This window comes from Okeania sp., from assembly GCF_983059655.1.
This window is the reverse complement of the sequence record NZ_CEZPJD010000143.1, coordinates 1-13031: the sequence shown is the minus strand read 5'-3', so window position 1 is coordinate 13031 and position 13031 is coordinate 1. Positions and strand designations below refer to the sequence as shown.

Genomic DNA, 13031 nt, shown 5'->3' with positions numbered 1-13031 from the left:
TTTCGGTAGTGGTGTACAAGTAGCGGTCTCCTAAAAAAAGTCAAGTGGTTAAGGGAATACTATCTCTTTGAAGCTTAAAATTTAAGGTATTTTCTGTTCTCTGTTCCCAGTTAAGTGTTCCCTAGCTCTATCCTACCACCAACAACCTTCTTCAAATCGACTGGCGACCAATAATTGAAATTATTTCTAAGCTTTAAATACAATTGCAGGATCGATACGAGTTACTTTTTGAATGGCAAAGAAAGCCGATCCGACACACATAAAAACTGTTATACCTAACACTCCAAGTGCAGACAAAGGTGTAATCAAAATAATAATTCCTTTACCTGCCACCCAAGTACTCAATCCTAAACACACTAACATCCCAGGCAGATAACCTAAGACTGCCATCCAAACTGCCTGCTCCACAATTACTGCATACAACTCCTTATCAGATGCACCCATTGCCTTGAGAGTACCAAATTCTTTCAGGTGATCGGATACAGATGAATACAAAATCTGAGCAACCACTACTATGCCCACAATTACACCTACTACTGCACCCATTCCCAAAACTAAACCAATATTTGTTCGTGCCAACCAAAAAAATCTGGTTTTTTCAGATAATTCATCTTTAGTGTAAGCATTGGTAGCTGGTATCGCCTCTTCTATTCTCTGTTTTAATACTTGTAAATCTTCACCTGGTTTAGCCTTGACTAATATATAGGCGATCGGGTCTGCTACTTCTAATTCTTTTGGTGGTGGCGTTTCTTCCAATTTTTGATTGGGGTCTTTTTTTTCTACTACTTTTGTACATTGGAGATTTCCTGCTCCTACGACTTTGCAGTTAACTTCGGCGTTAATACCTGCACTAATATATGTGTTAGCATTTTCTAGGGATGTAAATAATAAGGTACTTGATACAATTGACTGAGTACCTTTGGTTACTGCAACTAATTTTGCTGGTAGGGAACCTGCGATCGCTGTTGTTCCTACTCCTTCTGAAAGCATACTGGATAATCTACTTTGGTCGGCCATCACTGCGAATGGTTGTTTTAGGTCGCTGACGTTACCTTCAATAATATTTCCTGGCTGGAATAGTTGTCCATCTGGATTAAATCCAATCACCATTAATGGACTCATTTCTCCATTCTGAGGCCGCCATCTGACTGACCCTAAAATTAAAGCTTCTGCTTGTTGGATACCTTCTATTGCTTTAGCTTGATTCAATTGACCGTATATTAGGGGGTCTGTTAGCTCGAAGTTGACCATTTCATCAGAGGCGATCCAAATATCTGCATTGGATTTATCTATTAGTAGGGTTGTGGAACGAGCAAACCCATTTAATATGCCTGTTTGAATCGTCACTAAGCTGACTGCAAATAATATCCCTGCTTGGGCTACGATGAACCTAGGAATATCTTCTAATAAATTTTTGCGAGCTATAGAAGCCATCTTGTTTTAGTCAAAAGTCCTAATAGATAGGTTTACCAACAATATATAGCAGGGAACAGGGAACAGGCAACAGTGGGAAAAGTATGACTATGTCTTACAGTTCATCATCAATCTATGTCCTAACTAACTCGTCCTTTGCTATAACAATATCAATCTGCTCTGAAGTTTTATACAAAACTCACAACTAATATATAGTAAAGGTATTTTGATCTACCTTCGGTTGAGAAAAGTCGTGAGTAGGAAATCAAAAATCAAATCTTTTTCTTTTGCTGTTAGATTTAATATCTCATAGTTTATTCCTTGTTTCCTTCTGCCTTTGTTTCTTGCTTTTTAATTTGTCTTTGTTTTGCTAATTCTTCCTGATGTAGCTCTCTATCTTTAATTGTTAGTAATTCTGGTATGGTCACAAATTCATAACCTTGTTTTTTCAAGCCAGCAATAATATTGGGTAGAGCTTCAACAACGTGACCTCTTGGGCCACCTCCATCATGTAGTAAGACAATTCCACCATTGCTAGCTTTATTCAAAACTTTTTTAGTAATTTCTTTAGCTGACCTGTAATACCAGTCTACAGAATCAGCAGACCATAAAACTACGGTGTGTTTCCGTTCTTTGGCGTAGTCGGCTAAACCATTAACGAGGACACCTCCAGGAGGACGAAATAGGTTGGTAGTCCTACCTGTGATTTTATATATGAGGTCTGCTGTACGTCCAATTTCGCTTTTGATGCGGTCTGGACTCATTTTACCCTTTTTAGAAGGGTGGTTCCATGTGTGGTTAGCAATAACGTGACCTTCTTCTACAATCTTTTTACCTATTTCTTGACGTGTGTTTAGATGTTGGCCAACTACGAAAAAAGTTGCTCGAATATTATGTTTTTTAAGAATATCTAATATTTGTTCTGTAGTTTTGTTCCACGGACCATCGTCAAAGGTTAAGGAAATAACTTTCTGTTTGCTATTGAGAGTAATGTTTTTAACTGTTTGACTTTGGAATCTTTTGGGGACACTAAAGTTAAAGGTTTTTAATTCTAATTCTCTTAGTTCTTGTTTAGTATTATTAACTTTTTTGGCAACAACAGAACTAATTTTAATTACTTCTAATGGAGTTTCTTTGTTATTTACTGACTGATTTATTTGTTTTGTATTTGTTGCTATTTTAACTGTATTTGTATTTGTTGCTGTTTTAACTGTAGTTGCTTTAGTATTTGTTTGTTGATTTGTCCATATTTCCATGGGCAATAACATTCCGATTAGGAAGCTTCCACTAGCAGCTATAACTGTTGCTAAAGATTTTCCTTGTCTGGATAGTGAACCTAAATTTGTCATATTTCTCCTACACACCTTTATATTTATAATTTTTGAAATTTTCAGCTATCTTTCAAATTTTTTCTAGTTTTTAGGCGGTGTAACTATTATTTTCACTATACGATAATAGTTATGCATAAAAATATTTTTATTGAGAAAAATAAAATACTTAATTTTCCTCCTGAATTTAATCTAGTTAATCTTAATATACTCAGTACTTTCCGGATTAAATGAACTGTAAGTTATGGATTTTTTTGTTTGTAAATATCTACAATTTTCTGAGTAACTTCAGCTATGCTTAAACCATCGGTGCTAATTTCTAGAGCATCTGGAGCTTTTCGTAAGGGAGAAATTTTCCGGTTAGCATCTTTTTGGTCTCGTTGAATAATATCTTTTTTTACCTGTTCTAAGCTGATATTAGTTTGACCTTTTTGTTCTAACTCTAGCAGTCGTCGTCGCGATCGCTCTTCGGCAGAAGCTGTTAAAAAAATCTTTAGTTCAGCGTTGGGAAATACATGAGTACCAATATCTCGGCCTTCTGCTACTATTCCTCCTTTAGTTCCAAATTTTTGTTGTTGTTCTACCATAAAATACCTGACAGTTGCCTGAGCTGCAATAGCTGAAACATTATTTGTAACTTCTCTGCTCCGAATTGCTTCTGTAACATTCTGGCCATTAATAATGACATGGTTACTTTCAGGGCCATTAAAGCTAATCTGACATTGACTGACTAATTCCGCTACTTGGGGTTCATCTTCTACTGGGATACCAGCTTGTAAAACCATCCATGTTACGGCTCGATACATTGCTCCTGTGTCCAAGTACAAAAGTCCTAATTTTTGTGCTACTAATTTGGTTACTGTTGATTTGCCAGCTCCAGCAGGACCGTCAATGGCAATTATTGGTTTACGGTTTCTCAAAAGTATATTATCTATTAAACGGCAAGAACCAATATGAGCAGCGATCGCTAATAAACCTATATCCTGAATATTTTCTAAAGGTTGTAAATTCTCTGGATTGACTATTTCTACATACTCTAGTTTTATAAATGGTAAAATTGCCAATTGTTCCTGCACAGCATTTTTAATCTTTTCTACAATATTTGCTGCATTTCGATTTTCTAAAAATACTTTTCTACCATGACAAAGAGAGCTATATAATATGGCAGCTTGCTGTTTTTGTTCGACAGTTAAATATTGATTGCGAGAGCTGATAGCTAATCCTGAAGCTTCACGGACTATTGGACAGGGAATAATATTAACTGACAAACTGAGGTCTTTTACTAACCTTTGAATAATTGCTAATTGTTGAGCATCTTTTTGCCCAAAATAAGCATTATTTGGCTGAACTAAACTCAATAATTTAGTTACAATAGTGGCAATTCCTTGAAAAAAATCAGGTCTAGAAAGACTACACATAATTGATGTCATGCTAGATGGAGGAACAACTGTAGTTGTAGAATTTTGAGCATTAGTAGACAACTCATTTTCCATGCCCATCGTTTCAGGAGTGGGAGCAAAAATAATATCTACTCCTTCTTGTTCGCATAGTTTTTTATCTGCTTCTAACTGCCGAGGATATTGTTGGAAATCTTCACTAGGAGAAAACTGTAAAGGATTAACAAAAATAGTGACTATAGTAATTTGATTCTCTTCTTTAGCACGTTTAATTAAGCTTAAATGTCCTTTGTGTAAAGCTCCCATTGTTGGTACTAAACCAACAGTATGTGGAGATTTTTGTAGATCATTTTTCAATAAGTTTAAGTAGCATTGCAAAGCTGCAATAGTAGTAAATAGACGCATTTTTTGATAAATATAATATTGATAGTTGGGAATTGGTAATAGTAGAAATCTTTTTACCTAGGAGAGAAGAGAATAATGTTATTATGATTTAGCAAAACAAAATTAAAGTTATACAAAATTTTGATTAAGCTGCATATAACTAGAGCTTTTCAAAGCATTGCCTTACTCAAATTAATCCTATACAAATTCACATGAATTTACCTCTCATTACTAATTACCCAAGTAGTCAAGTAAAATTACAAAATTAATTGTATATTTGATTGTCATCTTAGAGGCTGTTTTTCAATTATTAATTATTAATTATTACCTCTACTTGAAAACGGATAGGATTGACTCAAAGGAAAATTTGTCTTGTTTCTCCTTTAAAGGAGAGGCTTTAAAGCCTAATTATTCGGTAAACAAAAGATTAAGTAGTGGCGTGATACACCTAAAATGTTGCATCGGGTAGGAGCAGGTTCCACCTTAAATTAATAAGTCTTAACCAATTAGATCAACCCGCCTTCATCCCAATAATCTAATGCTCTTTTAAAAGGTGCATCTCAATGCGTGAATAAAGCCAAAAATTTATCGCTTTTAGGCAACAGCTCATCTGGCAACAGGGAATAGCGAATATATAGGAAAAAAGTATTTTTGCAAATGTGAAATGCACTCCTTTTAAATAGGTAAGGAAATTTATTAGACATCTCCAATAATAAAAAATAAAATCAATTATCGCACAGAAATTATCAATTATTTCTCCCTACTCCCTACTCCCTACTCCCTCTTTTGGAGGAGATGTCTATTTTTAGACCGACTGCTCATACCAAATCCGAGTATCAAAAGAGGTTTGTTTTATTCACAAATCCTATGTATAGCAAAGGCTACAACTTTTTAAAGTACCTTCTTGCTAAGGCGGATTTGGTATCAAACATAAGTATATTTTATTTCCTATTCCCTATTCTCTATTACCAAGCGTGAAAAAAGAATGCTTAGAAAAGTGCCTCTCTATCGGACATACTTAAAAATAGTAGCTCTCGTGCATTTTGAATAGTTATTCATATCGTTTTTGCCTTTTTTTCAATATATCCTTCTTCTTCCTTCTTCCTTCTTCCTTCTTCCTTCTTTCGTACGGACGCCCTTATGCAACGTCCCTACTATTTGTAACAAACACTTATCACGCTTGGTATATTTCCTAGTGACAAATGTTAAATTAATTTTCACAGGTACTTACTTAAGCAACAGAAAAAAGGAGGAAAAGATAAACTTTTCCCCCTAATGATTTCTATAGACACTCTCACGAAACTATTAAAGTAACAACTCCTGTAATGATGTAAAGTGACACATTAAAAACATTAAATAAGTGCCAAAATTAAGACCCACGAGAATCAATAACCTCAACTTTTACGGGAGCAACTCCACTGTGAATCATACCTAAAATACGGGCTGCCGCAGCAGATAAATCAATAACTCTACCTGCAATAAATGGACCACGATCGTTAATCCTGACAACGACTGAACTACCATTATTAAGATTAGTCACTCGTACCTTTGTCCCAAAAGGCAGAGTTTTATGGGCTGCTGTCATGGCATATTGATTGTAACGTTCGCCACTAGCACTTAAGTTGCCATGAAATCCAGGGCCGTACCAAGAAGCCCAACCTTGATATTGGAAAGTAACAGGTCCAACAGCTATTTTTTGTGGTTCTGGCTGTGGTTTTGGTTTTGGTTTACCCGTTATTTCTTTTAAAGGAGGAGCATTATTAACTTGTCGTCTTAGACGGTTAGTTGCTTGTAGGGTGTCTGTTGCTAAATCGTTAGTAGTACCTGAGAGAATAGTCTGTTCATCTATTTCTACTAATTTTTGGTCATTGACCAGAATCATGTAGCTTTCAGTATCTGTGTCCCACTTAGCTGTAATATCCAGATTAGGGTTTTCCTGCATTAGCTGATTTAGTTGGGAGGCAACTATTGATGCTCGCCACACAGGATCTTTTTGTTGATTTGAATGAGAAGATTGAATAGTAGCTACTTTCACCGAAGAGTCTGAGTTAGACTCTGGACTAATATTATTTGCCTTCTTATCCTGAGAGTCAAGAAAAGTAAGAACTGGAATATTACGAACATAGAGAGTTGCAGCTTGACGACCAGTTAATTCATGGGCAAGAATTTCAGTAACAGTATCTTCTCCCTGTTGTCTGTTTAACTGGTATTCTCCAACTTTCATTACATCTGCTTGCCTATTGGCAACAGTTTTCTGTAAGCGATCGTTTGTTTCTAAGCTTTTGTCTATTGGTTCGTTTTTTTTATAAAAGTTGTCTTCTTGAAGAGTATCTGCATAAGAGTAACCTACACCTACACTAGAAAATATCAAGAAAGTAGTAAGAAAAGTCCAAATTTTGTGCTTCATAAACCTATTTTTTTTAACTTTCCTGGCGGGAATTCCCGCGCTGTAATATTTGATTCAGCGCCGTATGGGAGAGACAGAACATTGTATACTGAGGGAGACAGGGGGAGGACATCACCTCTGTATAAACTGCAACTCCGCGTGCGGGTTGAAGAATTCCCGGTTGTCGCTAAAGTACAACGTCGGGAGTATGTCAAGGAGCACTCGTTGAGTTGAACTTATCTGGGTATAGTCCAGCTAAGACTATTCCGGATAACCCAAACTCTTCGATGTTTAAGTATTATTAAGAGACTGGAATAGAGTATCACAAACTTTTAATATTGGGAATCAAATTAGAAAAAAAATTTGGTTAATTTCATAGAGACAAGACTGATGGTAAACTTCTAAAGGCTAGACATCCTGATAAAGCTAGGGATTTATGAAATTGCCTTTGCAAGATCGAGAATCTGCAAAAATGGGTTTCCTTAATTTCTTGTTGTCTAGCGCACACTTAAAGTTTTGGCCTGATACATGATGGATTATAAACAAGCTGGTGTTGATGTTGAAGCGGGTCGTGAATTTGTAGATAATATCCGCAATATGGTTGTTAGTACCCACCGACCAGAAGTTTTAGGAGCATTAGGTGGGTTTAGTGGGTTATTTGCTTTGCCGAGTGGTTATAAAGAACCTGTTTTGGTTTCTGGTACTGATGGTGTAGGCACAAAATTAAAATTAGCAAATACTCTTAATTGTCATCATACTGTTGGTATTGATTTGGTTGCTATGTGTGTCAATGATGTATTGACATCGGGGGCGGAACCTCTATTTTTTTTAGATTATTTAGCAACTGGAAAATTGGATCGACAACAGTTAACTGAAGTGGTTTCTGGCATTGCTGAAGGATGTCGTTTAGCGGGGTGTGCTTTAATTGGAGGAGAGACTGCTGAAATGCCTGGTTTTTATCCACTTGGTGAGTATGACTTGGCTGGTTTTTGTGTAGGAATTGTGGAAAAAAGCTCAATTTTGGATGGCTCTCAAGTGCAAGTGGGCGATGTGGCGATCGGCTTGGAAAGTAGTGGAATTCATAGTAATGGTTTTAGTTTGGTGAGAAAGATTATTGATGAGTACAATATTTCTCTACAAGATTGCCCAGATTTTTTGAATAAGAAAAGTTTAGGAGAGGCGCTATTAACTCCAACAAAAATTTATGTTAAACCAATTTTAGCAGCACAAAAATCTGGTTTAGAAATTCATGGTATGGCTCATATTACTGGTGGTGGTTTACCAGAAAATTTACCTCGTTGTTTACCAGAAGGAATGTCTATTGATATAGATAAAGGTAGTTGGGATATTCCTCCTATTTTTAAGTGGATAGCTGAAGTTGGAAATGTTGAAGAGAAAGCTATGTTTAATACTTTTAATATGGGAATTGGTTTTGTAGTTTTAGTGCCACCTACTCAGTCAGAAATAACTATTGATTGGTTTGCTTCTCAGGGAATCAAAGGTTATTGTCTGGGTGAAGTTAATTAGTTTTTGATAAAGTATTAATCCATTTTATCTATAGGAATTTATTTGGGTCATTTCAGTTATCACTCATCAGTACTTCTGCCTGTTTGCGCAGCATGACCTAGGAAAGTTAGAGGCTTGAAATATTGAACTTGATTTTTTTTCATCCCCTTGAAAGGGGAGGTTTGAAACCTTATCTTTTGGTCAAGTAGGGTAATAGCATTTTCCTAGGGAAAAAACAATTACTGTAATAACTATTTATCAATAATTAAATAATTAATTAATTGTTTAATTATTTTTTTTGGTAATCAATTATTAGTATGATTATAAATATAATTCAGCAATAAATTCTTTTTCTTGATTTTAGGGAATAATAAGGGGTTAGTTTCCTGATTTATTTTTGATAGTTATAATTATTCAGCTATTCCTAATCTCAGAATATGAGAGCTGATTTTTCAAGTAAATATTAAGATACTGATTTTCTTTCTAGTCTTTAGCTTTCAAGTTATTTTTAACTATAAGTTACAGCAGTTTTCGAGTCTTGGAGGTACAAAGTTTTATTGTCCTAGGGAACAGGGAAAAGGGAACAAGAAACAGCAAATGTAAGAATAGTTTTACCGAAAAATTGTGGGTATGTGCCTCCCCTTTTAAGGGGATAAAAAAAGAGCAGATTCGCCAAGGTCAAGCCTCCTTATTGCAGAGGTACTGATAACTGATAACTGATAACTGATAACTGAAAATATGCTGGATATAAACTATATTTAGTTCTGTAAATCAAAAATATATACATAAATCTACGTCTTTTCTAAGATATTATAGAATGCTAAAAAAGAAACATATTCCAACACCACTGATTGAAAAAAAGAAAAGAAAAAAAGTCAAGATTGTAGAAAAAATAGAGAAGCGACGAGTCACTACTCCTTATGTTGTTAGGCGATTTATTATTTATTTTGTCAGGGTACAGTGGCGCAGATTTACTGGCAAATCAGATATAGAAAAAACAGCAAGTCAATTGCGAGAAATATTTGAAGATTTTGGTGGTTTTTGGGTAAAAGCAGGTCAGGTCTTAGCACTACGAACAGATATTTTGCCAGAACCTATATGTGATGCCTTACAAAGTTTACAGTCTGAAGCACTTGGTTTTCCTTTTGATATCGTTCGCTCCACTGTTGAGTCAGAATTGGGTGTTCCTTTGAAGAAAGTTTTTGCAGTTTTTGATGAGGAACCCCTCGCAGCAGCTTCTATTGCTCAAGTTCATACTGCAGTTTTGCGTAAAAAACAAATTCCTGTGGTTGTTAAGGTTCAGCGTCCTGGTTTAGAAGATGCTTTTAAACGAGATTTAGAGGTAATTAAAGGTCTAGTTAATCTATTAATTTTCTTGAATATTGCTACTTATTTAGGTTGGGGTGAATTTATCACAGAGTTGGATAAAACTTTTCGAGAAGAACTAGATTTCAGATATGAAGCAAGTAGCACTATTCGGATGAGAAAATCTCTGAAAGAACATAAAGTTTTTGTACCAAAGATATACGAAAAATATTCTAAGCGTCGAATTTTGGTAATGGAATTTATCAATGGTGTAATGATGTCAGACTACATTAAAACTCTGGTAAATAAACGTTCTCTAGCTGTGAAATGGGAGGAAGAAAATAATATCGATCGAGTGAAACTGGGGGAAAAGTTATATTTGTCTTTATTCCGACAACTGTTTGAAGACAATCTATTTCATGCTGACTTACATCCAGGTAATATAATATTGTTGCGTAATAATAGGTTCGTGCTGATTGACCACGGAAGTACCGGATCTTTGGAAGCAGAATTAAGGAATACTTACTTGAACTATGTTAATGGTTTAGGGGAAGGAAATTTTACCAAAGCAGCAGATTACTATATTCGATTTGGTGTTGGTATTCCTAAAGTGGATATCGATCGGGTGCGAGTAGAGATGGGGCGTCAATTTGAGAACTGGTATGTCAAATCTCAAGTTAAAGGAGTACCGTTTCGGCAAAAATCTCTAGGTGGAGCTATTAAAGGAGTAACTGATGTCGCTTTTGCTTATAAAATCCCTACTAACTGGGACTTTTTAAAACTTACTAGGTCTGTTCTGGCATTAGATGGTTCACTGCAATATCTATGGCCAGATATAGATGTGTTTGAAGTTATTAACAAGTATAATAAACAAGCACAGCGTCGTGCTTTAATTAATGGTCTACGTCCTGAAAATATCCTTAAATGGGTTAACCAAGCTTCAAATACTGTGAATCAATATAGTTATTTAACTTTGCCGGAAATTAGAAAGCGAACAAATGCTTATGAGTTGACAGTTAATCAGTTTGCTCTCTCAATGGTAGTTATTTTGCGGAGGTTATCTTATTTTGTGCTAGTGGCTGAACTTAGTGTATTGTATGTATTCCTTTATCAACACTATTTTGAGGTTATTGAGCCTATTAATACTCAAATGATTGATGAAGTAGTTAGCAAGCTCCCATACATACCATACTTGGAGTGGGTCGGAATATTAATTGTTTTAGGACTGATTTTCCAAGTTTTATTAGCTACAGCTAAAATTTTAGGGCGTAAAGAGTTAAATGTTTAAGGTTATGTGACATACTCCCACACTAACCTTGCGGTATAGTGTAAGCTCTCTCGTTTCGCAGTCCCGGTACCCCGTCGGACTCCACGAGCTTTAAGGACGGAATGCCCTACCGCCCTATTTTTAATATTTATTGCTGCATTCACATCACGATCAATCGCAATACCGCAATGCGGACAACAATGAGTTCGTATGTTTAATTTTTTGGGAACTTTTTTCCCACAGTTTGAGCAATTTTGGCTGGTATTTTTGGGGTTCACTGCTATAGTTTTCTGTCCAACATTTTCGGCTTTGACAGTTAAAATAGTTAGAAATTGTCCCCAGCCAGCATCATTAATTGATTTACTCAAACGAGTCTTTGCTAGTCCTTTAATGTTTAAATTTTCATGGGCGATAACTTCGGCTTTTGATAACAATTCATTAGCTGTTTTGAAATGAAAGTCTTTACGTTTATCGGCTACCTTTTTGTGTTGTTTCGCTACAGATAGAAGAGCTTTTAACCATCTTTTACTACCTTTCTTTTTACGAGATAAACGTTTCTGTAGAGTCTTTAATCGCTGCTGAGATTTTCGATAGTATTGGGGTATGGGGACAGATTCTCCAACACTAGTTACTAAGAATTCCTTCAGTCCCATATCAATTCCCAGAGTGTTTTTTAATGTAGGTTCAACAATAGTAGTCAAAGCTGGAACTGATTTGTCTTCTAGGGATAAAGTTACATAATAACCATCTGCTTTACGGCTAATTGTTACTGTTTTAATTTGAAAACCTTCTGGTATTGGACGATGCTGAATTAACTTTACTTTTCCTATTTTGGGCAAATTAATTTGATTTCCTTCAATACAGTTAAGTTTGATTTGAGGATAAGTAAAACTGCGATAACGTCCTTTTCCTTTAAACCTTGGTTTGCCTAATCGCTGCCCGTTTTTATCTGCTTTAAACCACCTATCAAAAGCTAGTTTTACCCGTTTAATGCAATCCTGGCATACCTGAGAATGAATTAATTTGTACTCCCGAAATTTATCTTTGGTATTGACCAAATCCTTTTTCTGAGAGTAATAATCTGGATTATCTCTTAGTTGAGGAATTGGCATCACTAAGGGGCAAGCGTTAACCGGACAACGGTTTTCTGACCACCATGAGAACCGCTCGCCTAATCTATAGTTGTACTGCCGACGTAACAATTCTAACCACAGTTCTATTGTGGCTATTTGTTCTTTGTTCGGCCTTAACTTGTATTGGTAGGCAGTGCGCATATCTGCTTTAACTTAGTGTATGCTTTTATTTTAACACCAATTTTTAAAAATGACAACTAATATGCAATCGGATTTTGTATCAAGTGGTCGTTCAGTGTCAGATTTAAAAGCCCATTTAATCTTAACAACCAAATACAGGAAAGATGTTTTTACAGCATCAATGCTGGCTCGGTTAAATGAAATTTTGGAAGAATTATTAATTAAATGGGAGTGTAAATTAGTAGAATTTAATGGGGAAGAAAACCACGTTCATATTTTGTTTCAGTATCATCCCAACGTTATGTTAAGCAAGCTAGTTAATAATGTTAAAACAGTTACAAGCCGACGATTAAGAAAAGAATTTTCAGAACAAATTAATGCTATTTACTGGAAAGATGTTTTATGGAATGGCTCTTATTTTATTGCTTCTTGCGGTGGGGTAACAATTTCCACTTTGAAAAAGTACATTGAAAATCAGAAAACCCCAGAATAATATTGTAAATTAGTGGGACATCGAGTCCCACTAATTTACCGCCAATTCATCTCACACCAAATTAAAATTATGGTGTGAGGCTTCTTGGCGGGTCAGCTAAAAAAGGATAGTGATATCAAATCCGCTGGCTTCGGAGTAATATAATTCTATCGTCAGTAGGGGCGTTAACGAAGTTATGCGAAGCAAACGGCCTTTCACCCTTACAATATTAACTATTCTCCCCATAATCTTAAATTGTACCAATGCTACCAGATTTGATATAAAAACCTTATCCCTTTCAACCTTTCTTGCCCTTCTGC

General features: G+C 35.6%; 9 protein-coding genes. 3 read left to right on the top strand and 6 right to left on the bottom strand.

Features of this window, described 5'->3' with window-relative positions; translation table 11 throughout:
* Positions 1–186 precede the first annotated feature (186 nt).
* The 4 genes from AC3DU7_RS10685 to AC3DU7_RS10670 form a co-directional block, all read right to left on the bottom strand.
* Positions 187–1434, bottom strand: a complete 1248-nt coding sequence (locus tag AC3DU7_RS10685) for an FtsX-like permease family protein (RefSeq protein ID WP_488039329.1) — start codon at positions 1432–1434, stop codon at positions 187–189.
* Between the two features lie 293 nt (positions 1435–1727).
* The gene (locus AC3DU7_RS10680; protein WP_488039328.1) at positions 1728–2762 is read right to left on the bottom strand and encodes a polysaccharide deacetylase family protein; all 1035 of its coding nucleotides are present in this window, start codon (positions 2760–2762) and stop codon (positions 1728–1730) included.
* Positions 2763–2983: 221 nt separating this feature from the next.
* Positions 2984–4543, bottom strand: a complete 1560-nt coding sequence (locus AC3DU7_RS10675) for a bifunctional pantoate--beta-alanine ligase/(d)CMP kinase (protein WP_488039327.1) — start codon at positions 4541–4543, stop codon at positions 2984–2986.
* Between the two features lie 1348 nt (positions 4544–5891).
* Positions 5892–6929 carry a septal ring lytic transglycosylase RlpA family protein gene (locus tag AC3DU7_RS10670; RefSeq protein WP_488039326.1) on the bottom strand — a complete coding sequence of 346 codons (1038 nt, stop codon included), beginning with the start codon at positions 6927–6929 and terminating at the stop codon, positions 5892–5894.
* Between the two features lie 510 nt (positions 6930–7439).
* On the opposite strand from AC3DU7_RS10670, the gene purM reads away from it, so the two are divergent.
* Positions 7440–8435 carry a phosphoribosylformylglycinamidine cyclo-ligase gene (gene purM / locus AC3DU7_RS10665; RefSeq protein WP_488039331.1) on the top strand — a complete coding sequence of 332 codons (996 nt, stop codon included), beginning with the start codon at positions 7440–7442 and terminating at the stop codon, positions 8433–8435.
* Positions 8436–9231: 796 nt separating this feature from the next.
* Positions 9232–11007: an ABC1 kinase family protein gene (locus AC3DU7_RS10660; RefSeq protein ID WP_488039325.1), complete on the top strand. Its 1776-nt coding sequence runs from the start codon at positions 9232–9234 to the stop codon at positions 11005–11007.
* Between the two features lie 2 nt (positions 11008–11009).
* Here AC3DU7_RS10660 and AC3DU7_RS10655 read toward each other — a convergent pair whose 3' ends face one another.
* Complete coding sequence (locus tag AC3DU7_RS10655) at positions 11010–12260, bottom strand: RNA-guided endonuclease InsQ/TnpB family protein (RefSeq protein ID WP_488039324.1); 1251 nt, start codon at positions 12258–12260, stop codon at positions 11010–11012.
* Between the two features lie 61 nt (positions 12261–12321).
* Between AC3DU7_RS10655 and tnpA the strand changes: the two genes are divergently transcribed.
* Positions 12322–12732: an IS200/IS605 family transposase gene (gene tnpA, locus AC3DU7_RS10650; RefSeq protein ID WP_488039330.1), complete on the top strand. Its 411-nt coding sequence runs from the start codon at positions 12322–12324 to the stop codon at positions 12730–12732.
* 96 nt (positions 12733–12828) lie between these two features.
* On the opposite strand, the gene AC3DU7_RS10645 is transcribed toward tnpA, so the two are convergent.
* A partial coding sequence (locus AC3DU7_RS10645) for a hypothetical protein (RefSeq protein ID WP_488039323.1) occupies positions 12829–13031 on the bottom strand: 203 nt, incomplete at its 5' end.